Raw genomic sequence first — 15,575 nt, forward strand, 5'->3', positions numbered from 1 at the left:
TGCTTGTCCTCGGTAGGATTTGATCCTACCTTCCGGTCCGGTACAGTCCGCAATGACAGGAGGCTCCCATGTCGACGGTGGATAAAAGGAGCGTCACGCTTTCGCCGGAGCTCGCCGCAGAGGTGGACGAGGCGGTCGCCGCCGGCGAATACGCTTCAGCGAGCGAGGTCGTCCGCGACGCGCTGCGCCAATGGAAGGAGCGGCGCGACCTGTTCGGCTATACGCTGGAGGAACTGCGCGCGCTGGTGCAGGATGGCATCGACAGCGGACCGCCGCCCGATGGCCCCTCAACGATGGAAGCACTGAAGCAGAAGGCTCGCCTGCGTATGGAGAGCGCCAGAAAGCGGAGTTAAGATACGGCGGTTAGTACGCCAGTCTACCTTGCCATCGGCCAGTTCCAGTCTTTATCGTTTCTCGAGTGCCGCCTGAAGTGCTTCCCATAGGTCCTCCGCCGGCTCGCAGCCGACCGACAGCCTGACGAAGCCGGGCTCGACGGCGTCGCCCCAGCGGGCGCGGCGTTCGGCCGAACTGTGTATGCCGCCGAAGGAGGTGGCGGGCTGGAGGAGCGCGCAGCCATTGATGAAGCGCTCTGCCGCCGCTTCCGATTTGAGCGTCAAGCCGATCATGAAGCCGAAACGCTCCATCTGGGCTCGGGCCAGATTGTGCGAGGGATCGCCGTCGAGGCCGGGGTAGCGTAGCGCCTTCACGGCCGGGTGCGCGGCAAGGCGCGGCGCAAGAAGTTCCGCCGTCGAGCACATGCGGTCAAACCGCACCTCCAGCGTCTCCAGCCCGCGATGGACCAGCCACGCCTCGAACGGACCGGGAATGGCGCCGGAAAGCTTCCGCCATTCGGCGACCGCTTTCATGATTTCCGCGTCGTGGCTGGCGACATGGCCGAAAAGCGCGTCGGAATGGCCGTTCGGTGCCTTGGTGTCGGCGGCTACCACCACGTCCGCGCCAAGGTCGAGCGGGCGCTGGCCGAGCGGCGTCATGGTGGTGTTGTCGGCCAGGACCACGGCACCGGCGGCGTGCGCTTCGGAAGCCACGGCGGCGATGTCGCAGATATCGAGGCCGGGATTGGACGGTGTCTCGATGAAGACCAGCCGATAGCCGCCGAAGCCACCCTCGCCGAAGGAGGCGGTCGGTCGAAGGTCATGGGTGACGCCGAGTTTATTCAGAAACCGCTCGGCAAGCACGCGCGTCGTGTAATAGCCGTCCGAAGGGAGCAGGATGCGGTCGCCCGCCTTGAGCAGCGAAAAGAAAACCGCCGAGATCGCCCCCATGCCGGAAGGGAAGGCGAGCGCCTCGGCGTCCTCCAGATGGCCGAGCAGTTTTTCGACGGCCTCCCGGGTCGGATTGTCGAAACGGCCATATTGCCGGACGCCCGTCGGATCGCCCGGCAGGTGGTACATCGAGGCCATGGTCAGCGGCAGGGCGACCGGGTCGCCTTTGGCGAGTTCACGCTGCCTCAGATGCGCCGCCTCGGCCGCGCGCTTTTCCGGCGATTTCTTCATAAGGGTTCTCTCGAGGGCTTCTCTCGCGGCTCTTTCCGACGGCAGCTATGACCGCGCGTCTACCTTGACGCAAGGGCGATGGAGCGCATCTGCCACGCGCGCATAAACGGATCATTAGGCTTAATGACCGATAAATGTGCGAACCGGCCGAAATCCCGGGCGTCGAAAGCGCCAGGGCAGGCGCAGCCGGAACTGTTCCCGTTGACGCCCATATCAGCCCATGTTATCCCATTCAGTCAGTCAACCGATCGTTTCCGTAGAGGATAAAGCGTGCAGGGGCCGGGCCGTCCGCGCGGCCGTCCGCTTCCGTTTGCCTGCCGGAAACGCGAGATTTGAAGCAGGAGAGCCGGGGTGCGGCGGATCATGGGCGGACATCGTGGCCAGGGCGGGTGCAGCCTGTGATGGATCGCTTTCTCTCCAGCGCCGTGAACCGCATCGACGCCAAGGGCCGCGTCTCGGTGCCTGCGCATTTCCGTTCGGTGCTTCAAAAGCGCGGTTATCAGGAGCTCTATGCGCTGCGGACGCTGGATACGCCGTCGATGGATGTCGGCGGGCCGGATCTGCTCGACCGCTACGAGGCGAGGATCGCGGCGGAGGATCCGCTTACCGGTACCGCGGACGACATTTCCTTTTTCTGCCATGGCGACGGGACCTTCCTGAAACTCGATCAGGACGGGCGTATCATTGTGACGGATTTCATCCGCGAGCATACCGGGATCGGGACGGAAGTGGCTTTTCTGGGTCGCGGCAATTTCTTCCAGATATGGGAGCCGGAGCGGCTGCGCGCGCATGGCGCGGCGGTCCGCGCGCGGCTCACCCGGCTTCGGCAATCGGCCGCCAGGGCAAGGCAGGCTGGAGAATCGGAATGACGGCAGGCCCCGGCGGTACGTCAGACGCCGGTGGCGGACCGGCCCGCCACATTCCGGTTCTCCTTTCCGAAGTCCTTGAAATGCTCCAGCCAGCCGCCGGCAAGGTGATTGTCGACGGAACCTTCGGGGCCGGGGGCTATACGCGCGCGCTGCTCGACATCGGCGCCAACGTCGTTGCCATCGATCGCGACCCGGACGCCATTGCCGCCGGCCGGTCGCTCGAAGCCGGCTCGGACGGACGGTTGCGGTTGGTTGAGGCTCCGTTCTCCCGTCTGGACGAATGCACGGACGGTCCGGTGGACGGCGTCGTTCTCGATATCGGCGTTTCCTCCATGCAACTGGACGAGGCGGAGCGCGGCTTTTCCTTCCGCCATGACGGGCCGCTCGACATGCGCATGGCGCAGGCGGGGCTCGCAGCCGCCGATGTCGTCAACACATTCAAGGTCGGCGATCTCACACGCATATTCGGCATTCTCGGCGAGGAGCGTCACGCCGGCCGCATCGCTCGCATGATCGAAAGGCGGCGTGCCGACCGACTTTTCACGACGACCCGCGATCTGGCGCAGTCGATCGAGGCTCTGGTCGGCAACAATTCGAAGGACAGGATTCATCCGGCGACGCGCGTCTTCCAGGCGCTCAGGATCTTCGTGAACGACGAGCTCGGCGAACTGGCGGCGGCGCTCTTCGCCGCCGAGCATATCCTGAAGCCGGGCGGGCGACTCGCCGTCGTCTCCTTCCATTCGCTGGAGGACCGCATCGTCAAGCGCTTCCTTACGGACCGTTCGGCGGCCGCCGCCATATCCCGTCACCTGCCCGCACAAACGGCAGCCCCGGCGACCTTCGACAAGCCGGCCCGTGTCGTCACGGCCTCCGAAGAGGAGATCGCGCAAAACCCGCGCGCGCGTTCGGCGAAGCTCAGGGGTGCGGTTCGCACAGCCGAGCCGGCACGTCCCGCCGATCCGTCCATCTTTGCATTGCCGAGGCTGCCAGAGCCTCGGCTCACGGCCGAGAGGTAGAGTACCCGTGTTCCGTACCACAGATGCCGTTCTCATCGCCGTCATGGTCGCCGCCGCCGCATATACCTATCAGGTCAAGCGCGGGGCGGAGGACCAGCTCGACGCGATCAACCAGACCAAGACCCGAATCCGGCTCGAAAAGGAAACGATCGATCTCCTCAAGGCCGACTGGGCCCTCCTGTCGCGGCCGGGCCGGCTGCAGAAACTGGTCGATGTCTATCAGGACCAATTGCAGTTGAAACCGGTCCAGGCCGACCAGATCGCCACGCTGGACGATCTGCCGATGCGGCCGCCGAGCCCGCCCGACAGCGGCGTGGCGGTGGCGCGAAACGGAACCGATGGCATCGTGACCGGCGGGGTGAAGCCATGATGGGCTGGTTGAAACGGGGCCGGAAGAAGACGGCCGATGGCGCGGATGCGCCCATCGTGGTGGAAGGCGCGCGCAAATCGGGCGGCGGCCGCACGAGCAACCGCATCGTCATGACCATGTCGGTCTTCTTCGCCGTCTATGCGGTGATGGCCGGGCGGCTGGTCTATTACGGTACGCATCAGCCCGAGGACAACGGACCGCCCGCTGGGCGTCCGACGGCCGCGCGGCCAGATATCGTCGACCGTAACGGCGAGGTGCTCGCGACCGACATCAAGACCGCGTCGCTCTATGCCGAGCCGCGCCGCATCGTCGATATCGACGAGGCGATCGACAAGCTCGCCACGGTGTTGCCGGACATCGATTACGAACAGGTCTACAACAGGCTGAACAGCAAGGCAGGTTTCGTCTGGCTCAGGCGTCAGCTTACGCCGAAGCAGGAGGCCGACATCCTCCAACTCGGCATTCCCGGCATCGGCTTCCGCTCGGAGAAGCGCCGCTTCTACCCGGCCGGCTCCACCGTCGCCCATGTCGTCGGCCTGGTGAATGTCGACAACAAGGGCATCGCCGGCATGGAGAAATGGGTCGACGATCAGGGCCTGGCCGTGCTGCAGCAGACGGGTCTCGCCACCGCCAACGACCTCAAGCCCGTCAAACTGTCGATCGATCTGCGCGTCCAGCATATCATCCATGACGAGATCACCCAGGCGATGGAGCGCTACCGCGCCATCGCGGCGGGCGCCGTCGTCCTCAACGCCAAGACGGGCGAGATCCTCGGCATGGCCTCGGTGCCGGATTTCGATCCGAACAACCCCTTTAACGCCAACGAGAAGGACCGGCTGAACCGCATGTCGGGCGGCGTCTACGAGATGGGCTCGACCTTCAAGACGTTCACCACGGCCATGGCGCTCGATTCGGGCCGGGTGAAGATTACCGACAAGTTCGACGCTTCGCATCCGCTGCATTACGGCCGCTTCACCATCCACGACTACCATGCGAAGGGCCGGGCGCTGAGCGTGCCGGAGATCTTCATCTATTCCTCGAATATCGGCACGGCGAAGGAAGCCGAGAAGATCAGCATTCCCGAGCACAAGGAATTCCTGACCAAGCTCGGGCTCCTGACCAAGATGCCGCTCGAACTGCCGGAGGTCGCGACGCCCCTTTCGCCCGCGAAATGGACGCCGCTCAACCAGATGACCATCGCCTTTGGTCATGGTGTTGCGACCACGCCCTTGCAGACGGCGGTCGCGGGTGTCGCGGTCATGAATGGCGGTATCTATATTCCACCAACGCTTCTACCGCGCACCGAGGAACAGGCCGAGGCCGTCGAGCATCGGGTATTGCGGGCACAGACCAGTGCCGAAATGCGCTATCTCATGCGGCTCAACGTAGAGAAGGGCTCCGGCCGCCAGGCGGCGGTGCCGGGCTTCCTCGTCGGCGGCAAGACCGGTACGGCGGACAAGGTCGTCAACGGCCGCTACGCCCACGACAAGAACTTCGACGCCTTTCTCGCGGCTTTCCCGATCGACGATCCGCAATATATCGTGCTGGTCATCATCGACGAGCCGAAGCCTTATGGCGGCTGGCCGGCGACGGCGGGCGCGAACTGCGCGCCGACGGCCGGCGCCATCATCCGCCGCATCGCGCCGATGCTCGATGTGGAGCCCGAATTCGGCCACGATACTCAGGCCTTGCTCGTTTCTTATCGCTGATTCCGGCTAGGGGATTCCCGAAGGGATGTCCGGAACGAATGGAGTATGATGAAGCTGAGGGACCTTGCCGGCATCCTGCCTCTCGACGGGGGCGCATCCGGCGATCTTGAGATAGGCGGGCTCGGTTCCGACTCGCGAGCCACTGCCGTCGGCGATCTCTTCTTTGCTCTGGCGGGCAGCAGGGCGGACGGCGCGGCCTATGCCGCCGACGCGGTGCGGCGCGGCGCGGTGGCGGTCGTCGCGGGGCGGGATGCAGCCGTTGGCGCGCTGTCGGTCCCTGTTATTGTGGTCGATGATCCAAGGCTTGCGCTCGCGCTTGCAGCCGCGCGCTTCTTCGGAGCGCAACCGGCGACGATGGTTGCCGTCACCGGCACCAGCGGCAAGACGTCCGTCGCCTCCTTCACGCGGCAGATCTGGGAACAGGACGGCACGGCGGCGGCCAGCATCGGCACGACCGGCGTCACCGCACCTGGCCGCGAGGAATACGGCTCTCTGACGACGCCCGATCCGGTGGCACTGCACCGTCTCCTGAAGGAACTCGCCGATGCCGGCGTCACCCACGCCGCCATGGAGGCGTCGAGCCATGGGCTCGACCAGCGGCGACTCGACGGCGTGAGGCTTTCGGCTGGAGCTTTCACCAATCTCGGCCGCGACCACATGGATTACCACCCGACCGTCGAGGACTATCACAAGGCGAAGATGCGGCTCTTCGAGACGCTCTTGCCGAAGGGCGCGCCGGCGGTGATCTTCGCCGACGACCAATGGTCGGAGGCGACGGAGAACGCGGCACGGCATGCCGGGCTCGACGTGCTGACCGTCGGCCGCAAGGGCACGTTCCTCACCCTGAAGCGTGTCGAGCACGAGCGCTACCGCCAGCGTGCCGAGATCGAGGCGGCGGGCGCCATCCACGAGATCGATTTGCCGCTGGCCGGCGATTTCCAGATCTACAACGCGCTGGTCGCAGCCGGGCTTGCGATCGCAACCGGTACGAAGACCGAAGCCGCGCTCGGCGCGCTTGAACGTCTGAAGGGTGCATCCGGGCGTCTGGAGCTTGTGGGGACTTCCGTATCCGGCGCGCCCGTCTATGTTGATTACGCACATAAGCCCGACGCGCTTGAAAATGTGCTGACGGCCGTGCGGCCCTTCACCACGGGACGCGTGGTCGTCGTCTTCGGCTGCGGCGGCGACCGCGATCGAGGCAAGCGCCCGATCATGGGCGAGATCGCCTCGCGTCTCGCCGATATCGTCATCGTGACCGACGACAATCCGCGCTCCGAGGAGCCCGCATCGATCCGCGCCGCGATCCTCGCGGCCGCACCCCGTGCGATCGAGATCGGCGACCGCCGTGAGGCGATCCGCAAGGCCATCGGCATACTCGGAGCCGGCGACACGCTCATCGTCGCCGGCAAGGGCCATGAGGAGGGCCAGACCATCGCCGGCCGCACCTTGCCTTTTTCGGATCATGAGGAGGTCCGGCTGGCCTTGAGGGGCGCGGCCGCATGAGCGATCTCTGGACCTCCGAAGCCATGGCCGAGGCGATGGGCGGCCGCCCGTTCGGCCGGCTGCCCGAGGGCGTCTCCGGCGTTTCCATCGATACGCGGACGCTCCAGCGCGGCGAGGCCTTCTTCGCCATCAAGGGCGAACGGCAGGACGGCCACGACTTCGCCACGGCGGCGCATGTCGCGGGGGCAGGGCTTCTTGTGGTGGCGGAAGAGAAACTGCCGGCGCTTGGGCGGCTCAGCATTCCGATGATCGTGGTGGCGGACGTGCTCGCGGCGCTGGAGAAACTCGGCGCGGCGGCGCGTGCCCGTTCTCAAGCGAAGATCATCGCGGTCACCGGCTCGGCCGGCAAGACGACGACGAAGGAGGCGCTGCGCCACGCACTGTCGGCCACCGGCAAGGTGCATGCCTCGGACAAATCCTTCAACAACCATTGGGGCGTACCGCTGACGCTGGCGCGCATGCCGGCCGATTGCGACTATGCGGTCTTCGAGATCGGCATGAACCATCCGGGTGAAATCCGGCCGCTCACGAAACTGGTGCGCCCGCATATCGCCATCGTCACGCTGATCGCGGCCGCCCATCTCGGCCATTTCAAGGATCTCGCCGAAATCGCCCGCGCCAAGGCGGAGATATTCGAGGGGGTCGCGCCCGGCGGCACCGCGCTCCTCAACCGCGACGATGACCATTTCGCGCTGCTCCAGAAGCTTGCCCGAAAAGCGGGCGTGAAAAAAATCAGAGGCTTCGGCGAAAATCCTCGTTCGGACTATCGGCTTGAGAGTTGTGATCTCGGTGCCACCGCCTCGCATATCACCGCCAACATCGCCGGCCATGAGATCGAGGCGGAGATCGGCGTCCCTGGGCGGCACATCGTGCAGAATATCCTCGCCGTGCTCGGCGCGGCCCATCTGGCCGGCGCCGATTTGGACAAAGCCGCCGGCGCGCTTGCCGGCCTGTCGGCGGAGCGCGGGCGCGGCATGCGCCACCGGTTGAAGCATCCTGACGGCGAGATCACGCTGATAGACGAAAGCTACAACGCCAATCCGGCCTCCATGCAGGCGGCGATAAAGCTGCTCGATGCGACGGACGTGAAAGGCAAGGGGCGGCGTATTGCCGTGCTCGGCGACATGCTGGAACTCGGCGCGCATTCGGCAAAGCTGCATGCGGAACTGGCCGAAATGCTCTCCGGCACGCGAACCGACCTGGTGCTGCTCGCCGGCAAGGAGATGAAGGCGCTCGCCGACAGCCTGCCGAAAGGGATGAAAAAGGAATATCGCGACAACGTCGAGGAAATCATTCCTCTGGTTCTCGAGACGGTCCGTCCCGGCGACGCCGTCATGGTCAAATCGTCGAACGGGGTCGGATTCTCCCGGCTGGTCGATGCGCTCATCCGACGCTATCCGGCCGCGGGCCCGGAATGACGGCGCCTGCTTAATCGGGGGATTAGGAATTTAATGCTAACCTTACTCGTCGATCTTGCGGACAAGGTCAACATCTTCAATGTCTTTCGCTACATCACCTTCCGCACGGGCGGGGCGCTGATCACCGCTGCGCTGATCGTCTTCATGTTCGGGCCGATGATCATCGCTTCGCTGCGCGTGCGGCAAGGCAAGGGCCAGCCGATCCGCGCCGACGGCCCGCAGACGCATTTCAAGAAGGCCGGCACCCCCACCATGGGCGGCCTGATGATCCTGTCGGGCATCGTCGGCTCGTCGCTGCTTTGGGCCAACATCACAAGCGTCTATGTCTGGACGGTGCTCCTGGTGACAATCGCCTTCGGCCTGATCGGTCTTTATGACGACTACCTGAAGGTCACCAAGCAGTCTTATCTCGGGTTTTCCGGGCGGGCGCGGCTCGCCATCGAATTCGTGGTCGCCTGCATCGCCGCCTGGTTCATCATGCGCGAAGGTCAGCCGCCCTTTTCTTCCTCGCTCACATTCCCCTTCTTCAAGGAATGGATTGTCAATCTGGGCTGGTTCTTCATTCCTTTCGGCGCTCTCGTAATGGTCGCGGGGGGCAATGCCGTCAATCTGACCGACGGCCTGGATGGACTGGCGATCGTGCCTGTGATGATCGCGGCAGCCTCTTTCGGCGTCATCGCCTATCTTTCAGGCAATGCCGTCTTCGCCGAATATCTGCAAATCCATTTCGTGCCGGGAACGGGCGAACTGGCCGTCATCCTCGGCGCCGTCATCGGCGCGGGGCTCGGGTTCCTCTGGTTCAACGCGCCGCCGGCGGCGATCTTCATGGGCGATACCGGTTCGCTGGCGCTGGGCGGGCTGATCGGCACCGTGGCCGTCGCCGTCAAGCACGAGATCGTGCTCGCCATCATCGGCGGCCTGTTCGTCGCCGAGGCGCTGTCCGTCATCATCCAGGTCGGCTATTTCAAGATGACGGGCCGGCGAGTGTTCCTGATGGCGCCCATCCATCACCATTTCGAAAAGCTCGGCTGGACCGAAAGCCAGGTGGTGATCCGTTTCTGGATCATCGCGGTCATGCTCGCGCTCATCGGCCTTTCGACCCTGAAGCTGAGGTAGAGCATGATCCCCGCCACCTCCTTCAAGGGAAAGGCAATCGCCCTTTTCGGCCTCGGCGGGTCGGGGATCGCGACAGCGCATGCGCTGGTCGAGGGCGGCGCGTCCGTCACCGCCTGGGACGACAATCCGGAGAGTATCAGCGCCGCCGAAGCGGCCGGCATCCCGGTCGGCGATCTCAGAAAGGCCGACTGGAGCGGCTTTGCCTCCTTCGTCCTCTCGCCCGGCGTTCCGCTTACCCATCCCAAGCCGCACTGGAGCGTCGATCTGGCGCGGGGCGCCGGCGTCGAGATCATCGGCGATATCGAACTCTTCGCCCGCGAGCGGCGCGCGCGCGCGTCCGAAGCGCCCTTCATCGCCATCACCGGCACCAACGGCAAGTCGACCACCACTGCGCTCACCACGCATATCGTCGCCTCGTCCGGGCGCGATGCGCAGATGGGCGGCAATATCGGTCGCGCCGTCATGACGCTCGATCCACCGACACGCGACCGCATCTACGTGGTCGAGTGCTCGTCCTATCAGATCGACCTCGCCCCCTCGATGGACCCGACCGCCGGCGTTCTCTTGAATATCACACCGGACCACCTCGATCGCCACGGCACCATCCAGCATTACGCCGATGTCAAGGAACGCCTGGTCGCCGGCAGCCAGACCGCGATCATCGGCGTCGACGACATCTATTGCGCGCAAATCGCCGACCGGTTGGAGCATGCCGGCAGGGACGTCGTACGCGTCTCAAAGCGACTGGCGCTGGCCGACGGCATGTTCGCGGAAGGGCCGACCATCGTTAAGGCGTGGAGCGGGCGTATGCAGCCTGTCGTCTCACTGGAGGGGATAGGTTCGCTGCGCGGCCAGCACAACGCCCAGAACGCGATCGCGGCGACCGCCGCCTGCCTCGACATCGGCCTGACGCTGGACGAAATCCAGGCGGGTCTCAGGAGCTTCCCCGGCCTTGCGCACCGCATGGAACAGGTAGGACGACGCGGCAAGGTGCTCTTCGTCAACGATTCCAAGGCGACGAACGCGGATGCCGCGGCACCCGCCCTTTCGAGTTTCCCGCGCATCTACTGGATCGCGGGCGGCCTGCCGAAGCAGGGCGGGATTTCGTCGCTGAAGAGCTTCTTTCCGCGCATCGCCAAGGCCTATCTCATCGGCGAGGCGGCGCCCGACTTTGCCGCGACGCTCGGCGAAGCCGCGCCCTACGAGATTTCCGGTACGCTCGATGCCGCCGTGGTGCATGCCGCGCGCGACGCGGCGAAAGACCCGTCCAACGAAGTCGTGGTGCTTCTCTCGCCGGCATGCGCGAGTTTCGACCAGTTCAGGAATTTCGAGGTGCGCGGCGAGGCGTTCCGCACGGCGGTCGCCTCGCTTGAAAATATCGAGATGATCGGAGGGATGCGCTGATGGTTAGCCGTCTGGATCGCGGGCCGGTAGGCAATTGGTGGTGGACGATCGACCGCTGGTACCTCGCGGCCTTTCTTTCGCTGATGCTGCTCGGCGTCGTGCTTTCCTTTGCCGCAAGCCCCGCGGTGGCGGTCAGGATCGGGCTCGATCCCTATCATTTCGTCATCCGCCAGATCGTCTTCATGGTCCCGGCACTCATCGCCATGATCGGCGTGTCGTTCCTCGACGAGCGGCAGATAAGACGGCTGGCGATCGTGATGCTGGCCGGGTCGCTGCTCCTGATGCTCGCAGCGCTCTATTTCGGTGTCGAGGTCAAGGGCGCGCGGCGCTGGGTCACCCTGATGGGGATATCCGTGCAGCCGTCCGAGTTCATGAAGCCGGCCTTCGTCATCGTCTGCGCCTGGCTCTTTGCGGAAGGCGCGCGCCAGCCGGATATTCCCGGCAATCTTCTCGCCATGATCCTGCTCGGAGTTGCGCTGACGCTTCTCGTCGCCCAGCCCGACCTCGGTCAGACCATGCTGCTCGTCGCGACATGGGGCGTCATGTTCTTCATGGCCGGGCTGTCATGGGTGTGGATCATCGCGCTCGGTGCCTCGGCGATCGGCGGGCTTGGCGCCGCTTATAGCGTGTTCCCGCATGTGGCGAAGCGCATCGACCACTTCATGACCGGCGAGGGCGACACCTTCCAGGTCGACACGGCGCGCGAGGCGCTGATGCGCGGCGGCTGGTTCGGCCAGGGACCGGGCGAAGGCGTCATCAAGCGCGTGCTGCCCGACAGCCATACCGATTTCGTCTTTGCCGTGGCCGGCGAGGAATTCGGTCTGATCCTGTGTTTCGTCGTGCTGGCGCTGTTCGCCTTCGTGGTGCTGAAAGGCTTGAGGGATTCGCTTCGCGAACAGGACGATTTCAGCCGCTATGCGATCGCCGGTCTGGTCATCCAGTTCGGCCTGCAATCGATCATCAATATGGGCGTCAACCTCCAACTCCTGCCGGCGAAAGGCATGACGTTGCCGTTTATCTCCTATGGCGGCTCGTCGCTCATCGCCGAAGCCATTGCCATGGGCATGGTGCTGGCGCTGACGCGCAAACGGCCGTCCAAGCGGACGCATATCGCCTTTTCCCCGCGTGGGGCAGCGGTGCCGGCAGAGTAGGCCCCCGCATGGGTGAACGGACGATCCTCCTTTCGGCGGGCGGAACCGGCGGCCACCTGTTTCCGGCCGAGGCGCTTGCACATGAGATGACGCGGCGCGGCTGGTCGGTGCATCTGGCGACCGATCGCCGCGCCGAGCGCTATGCCGGCGGCTTTCCGGCCGCGGTGGTGCATACCATTCCTTCCGCGACTTTCGGTTCGCGCAACCCCTTCGCCATGGCTCGCTCGGGCTGGACATTGTGGCGCGGCTTCGTGCGGTCCTCGTCGGTCCTGCAGCGGCAGAAGCCGGCCATCGTCGTCGGCTTCGGCGGCTATCCGACGCTGCCGCCGCTTTTCGCCGCCACGAGGCGTGGCATTCCGACCTTGATCCACGAACAGAACGCCGTGATGGGCCGCGCCAACCGGGCGCTTGCTGGACGCGTCACCGCAATCGCCGGCGGCTTCATGGCGGAAGGCGAGGGGCTTGCCGCCGACAAGATGGTCGTCACCGGCAATCCCGTCCGTCCTGCCGTGATCGAGGCGGCGAAATCGGCCTATCCCTCGCTCGACGGGGCGAAGCCGTTCCGGCTTCTCGTCTTCGGCGGCAGCCAGGGCGCGCAGTTCTTCTCCCAAGCCGTCCCGCCAGCCATCGCGGCATTGCCGGAGGAAGCACGGGCGCGGCTCGCCGTCACCCAGCAGGCGCGGCCCGAGGACGAGGCAGCCGTACGCGCGGCCTATGCCGAGATGGGCGTCACGGCGGAGGTCTCTCCCTTCTTCAGCGATCTTGCCCAACGCATGGCAGCCGCGCACCTCGTCGTATCGCGCTCCGGCGCCTCGACCGTCTCCGAGATCGCCGTCATCGGCCGCCCGGCGCTTCTGGTGCCCTATCCGCATGCGCTCGACCACGACCAGGCAGCGAACGCGGCGGCGCTCGCCAAAGCGGGAGGCGCGGAAGTCCACCGCCAGGACAGCCTGTCGCCCGAGCGTCTGTCGGCGCTGATCGGCGCGATGATGGAAGACAAGGCGCGGCTGCTTTCCATGGCCGCTGCCGCGCGTTCGGCCGGCAAGCCGGATGCGGCGCGGTTGCTCGCCGACCTGACAGAGGCTATTGCCGGAGGGGTTGACGTAGCGGATTTCAGGAAGGGACAGCGCGCATGAAGATGCCGGAAACGATCGGCCTGGTGCATTTCATCGGCATCGGCGGCATCGGCATGAGCGGCATCGCGGAGGTGCTCGTCAATCTAGGCTACCGCGTGCAGGGCTCCGACCAGGCGGACGGCGCCAATGTGCAGCGCCTGCGCGCGAAAGGCATAGATTGCTTCGTCGGTCACAGGGCGGAGAATCTCGGCGATGCTGAGGTCGTGGTGGTTTCGAGCGCCATCAAGAAGAACAATCCAGAACTCGTCGCGGCGCGGGAAAAGCTCCTGCCGATCGTGCGGCGCGCGGAGATGCTGGCCGAACTGATGCGCTTCCGACAGGCCATCGCCATCGGCGGCACGCATGGCAAGACGACGACCACTTCCATGGTGGCGACGCTGCTCGAAGCCGGCGGGCTCGATCCGACCGTCATCAATGGCGGCATCATCAACGCCTACGGCACGAACGCGCGCATGGGCGAGGGCGAATGGATGGTGGTCGAGGCCGACGAGAGCGACGGCACCTTCCTCAAGCTGCCGGCCGACATCGCCGTCGTCACCAATATCGATCCGGAGCATCTCGACCATTACGGGTCGTTCGAGAAGGTGCGCGAGGCGTTCCGCCATTTCGTCGAGAACGTCCCGTTCTACGGCTTCGGGGTCATGTGCATCGACCACCCGGAAGTGCAGGCGCTGGTTTCGCGCATCGAGGATCGCCGCGTCATCACCTATGGCGAGAACCCGCAGGCCGACGTGCGCTTCGTCAATCGGAGCCTCGAAGGCACGACGCAGCATTTCGATGTGATCATCCGCAACCGCAAGACGGGTTCCGTCACGACCATCGATCGGCTGGCGCTTCCCATGCCCGGCCGCCATAACGTTTCCAATGCGACCGCGGCAATCGCCGTCGCGCACGAACTCGGACTCACGCCTGAGCAGGTCCGCAAGGGCCTTTCCGGCTTTGGCGGCGTCAAGCGACGTTTCACCCCGACGGGCACCTGGAACGGCGTCAGCATCTTCGACGATTACGGCCACCACCCGGTCGAGATAAAGGCGGTGCTGAGGGCGGCGCGCGACGCGAGCAAGGGCCGCGTCATCGCCATCGCCCAGCCGCACCGCTATACGCGCCTGCGCGACCTGATGGACGATTTCTCCTCCTGCTTCAACGAGGCCGACACCGTCCTCGTCGCGCCGGTCTATCCGGCTGGCGAGGAGCCGATCGAAGGGGTCTCGGCCAAGGCGCTGGTGGCGCGGATGCGTGCCGGCGGCCATCGCGACGCACGCTTCATCGAAGGACCGCAGGCGATCGCGCCGATCATCCGGCAACTGGCGAAACCGGGCGATTTCGTGATCTTCCTCGGCGCCGGCAACATCACGCAATGGGCCTATGCCCTGCCCAATGAACTGGCCACGGAGGATGCTGCTTGACGGCGGGCGAAGCGCTCCTTGCGAAGCTCGGCGACCGGCTTTCCGGTCTGCGCGGCCGTCTCATGCCCGATTCCGGAATGGAGAAGATCACCTGGTTCCGAGCCGGCGGTCCGGCGGACGCGCTTTTCCAGCCAGCCGACGAGGAAGACCTTGCCGCTTTCCTGAAGGCTGTACCGGTGGAAATCCCGATCATGGTGGTCGGCATCGGCTCTAACCTTCTCGTGCGTGAGGGCGGCATACGCGGCTTCGTCGTCAGGCTGTCGGCCAAGGGTTTCGGCGAGGCCGAGGCGGTCTCGCCGACGACGATCCGCGCCGGCGCCGCCACGCCCGACAAGCGCATCGCGGCGGCGGCGCTCGAAGCCGGCATCGGCGGTTTCCATTTCTATCACGGCATTCCGGGCGGGCTCGGCGGCGCGCTCCGCATGAACGCCGGCGCGAACGGAGTGGAGACACGCGAACGCGTCGTCGAGGTGAGGGCGCTCGACCGCAAAGGCGAACTGCATATCCTGAAGAACGCTGACATGGGCTACGCCTACCGCCATTCCTCGGCGCCGCGCGACCTGATCTTCACCTCCGCTGTGCTCGAAGGTCTCCCGGAAGATCGCGATGCCATCAAGGCAGCGATGGACGCCGTCCAGCATCACCGCGAGACCGTGCAGCCGATCCGCGAGAAGACCGGCGGCTCGACCTTCAAGAACCCGTCCGGCACCTCGGCCTGGAAGGAGATCGACAAGGCCGGCTGCCGCGGCCTGATGATCGGCGGCGCGCAGATGTCCCCCATGCACTGCAATTTCATGATCAACACCGGCAGCGCCACCGGCTACGATCTCGAGTTCCTCGGCGAAACGGTGCGCGCCCGCGTGCTGGAGCATTCGGGCATCCGGCTCGAATGGGAAATCAAGCGCATCGGCGAATTCAAGCCAGGCCGCGCTATTGATGAATTCCTCGGCCGGATGCTTTAAA

Annotated in this window: 14 protein-coding genes; 13 read left to right on the plus strand and 1 reads right to left on the minus strand. The window is 65.3% G+C overall.

What is annotated here, in order from left to right; all coding sequences use genetic code 11:
• Window positions 1–68: 68 nt before the first annotated feature.
• A complete protein-coding gene (locus RBH77_RS11810; protein WP_311032374.1) occupies window positions 69–353 on the plus strand; it encodes a type II toxin-antitoxin system ParD family antitoxin in 285 nt (94 codons plus the stop codon).
• 51 nt (window positions 354–404) lie between these two features.
• On the opposite strand, the gene RBH77_RS11815 is transcribed toward RBH77_RS11810, so the two are convergent.
• Window positions 405–1,514 (minus strand): cystathionine gamma-lyase, encoded by a 1,110-nt coding sequence (locus RBH77_RS11815; RefSeq protein WP_311032375.1) that lies wholly within the window; start codon window positions 1,512–1,514, stop codon window positions 405–407.
• A 401-nt stretch (window positions 1,515–1,915) separates the two neighbouring features.
• Here RBH77_RS11815 and mraZ point away from each other — a divergent pair, with 401 nt between their 5' ends.
• Genes mraZ through murB form a run of 12 tightly spaced genes read left to right on the plus strand, consistent with a single transcriptional unit; the run spans window position 1,916 to window position 15,574 of the window.
• Window positions 1,916–2,383: a division/cell wall cluster transcriptional repressor MraZ gene (gene mraZ, locus RBH77_RS11820; protein WP_311032376.1), complete on the plus strand. Its 468-nt coding sequence runs from the start codon at window positions 1,916–1,918 to the stop codon at window positions 2,381–2,383.
• Complete coding sequence (rsmH, locus tag RBH77_RS11825; protein WP_311032377.1) at window positions 2,380–3,399, plus strand: 16S rRNA (cytosine(1402)-N(4))-methyltransferase RsmH; 1,020 nt, start codon at window positions 2,380–2,382, stop codon at window positions 3,397–3,399. Before mraZ ends, rsmH begins: the two co-directional genes overlap by 4 nt.
• Window positions 3,400–3,406: 7 nt before the next feature.
• A complete protein-coding gene (gene ftsL / locus RBH77_RS11830) occupies window positions 3,407–3,769 on the plus strand; it encodes a cell division protein FtsL (protein WP_311032378.1) in 363 nt (120 codons plus the stop codon).
• Window positions 3,766–5,478 (plus strand): peptidoglycan D,D-transpeptidase FtsI family protein, encoded by a 1,713-nt coding sequence (locus RBH77_RS11835; RefSeq protein ID WP_311032379.1) that lies wholly within the window; start codon window positions 3,766–3,768, stop codon window positions 5,476–5,478. The genes ftsL and RBH77_RS11835 overlap by 4 nt, the downstream gene beginning before the upstream one ends.
• 48 nt (window positions 5,479–5,526) lie before the next feature.
• Window positions 5,527–6,981, plus strand: coding sequence for a UDP-N-acetylmuramoyl-L-alanyl-D-glutamate--2,6-diaminopimelate ligase (locus RBH77_RS11840; protein WP_311032516.1), 1,455 nt, complete (start codon window positions 5,527–5,529; stop codon window positions 6,979–6,981).
• A complete protein-coding gene (locus RBH77_RS11845; protein WP_311032381.1) occupies window positions 6,978–8,399 on the plus strand; it encodes a UDP-N-acetylmuramoylalanyl-D-glutamyl-2,6-diaminopimelate--D-alanyl-D-alanine ligase in 1,422 nt (473 codons plus the stop codon). Before RBH77_RS11840 ends, RBH77_RS11845 begins: the two co-directional genes overlap by 4 nt.
• A gap of 33 nt (window positions 8,400–8,432) precedes the next feature.
• On the plus strand, window positions 8,433–9,515 hold the full coding sequence (mraY, locus tag RBH77_RS11850) for a phospho-N-acetylmuramoyl-pentapeptide-transferase (protein WP_311032382.1): 1,083 nt from the start codon (window positions 8,433–8,435) through the stop codon (window positions 9,513–9,515).
• A 3-nt stretch (window positions 9,516–9,518) separates the two neighbouring features.
• Entirely contained in the window at window positions 9,519–10,919 is a 1,401-nt protein-coding gene (murD, locus tag RBH77_RS11855) for a UDP-N-acetylmuramoyl-L-alanine--D-glutamate ligase (protein ID WP_311032383.1), read from the plus strand.
• Window positions 10,919–12,070: a putative lipid II flippase FtsW gene (gene ftsW, locus RBH77_RS11860; RefSeq protein WP_311032384.1), complete on the plus strand. Its 1,152-nt coding sequence runs from the start codon at window positions 10,919–10,921 to the stop codon at window positions 12,068–12,070. The genes murD and ftsW overlap by 1 nt, the downstream gene beginning before the upstream one ends.
• An 8-nt stretch (window positions 12,071–12,078) precedes the next feature.
• The gene (gene murG, locus RBH77_RS11865; RefSeq protein WP_311032385.1) at window positions 12,079–13,206 is read left to right on the plus strand and encodes an undecaprenyldiphospho-muramoylpentapeptide beta-N-acetylglucosaminyltransferase; all 1,128 of its coding nucleotides are present in this window, start codon (window positions 12,079–12,081) and stop codon (window positions 13,204–13,206) included.
• Window positions 13,203–14,612 (plus strand): UDP-N-acetylmuramate--L-alanine ligase, encoded by a 1,410-nt coding sequence (gene murC, locus RBH77_RS11870; RefSeq protein WP_311032386.1) that lies wholly within the window; start codon window positions 13,203–13,205, stop codon window positions 14,610–14,612. The genes murG and murC overlap by 4 nt, the downstream gene beginning before the upstream one ends.
• Window positions 14,609–15,574, plus strand: a complete 966-nt coding sequence (gene murB / locus RBH77_RS11875; RefSeq protein ID WP_311032387.1) for a UDP-N-acetylmuramate dehydrogenase — start codon at window positions 14,609–14,611, stop codon at window positions 15,572–15,574. Before murC ends, murB begins: the two co-directional genes overlap by 4 nt.
• Window position 15,575: the final 1 nt, after the last annotated feature.

This window comes from Mesorhizobium koreense, from assembly GCF_031656215.1.
In the GTDB taxonomy this organism is placed as follows: Bacteria; Pseudomonadota; Alphaproteobacteria; order Rhizobiales; family Rhizobiaceae; genus Mesorhizobium_L; species Mesorhizobium_L koreense.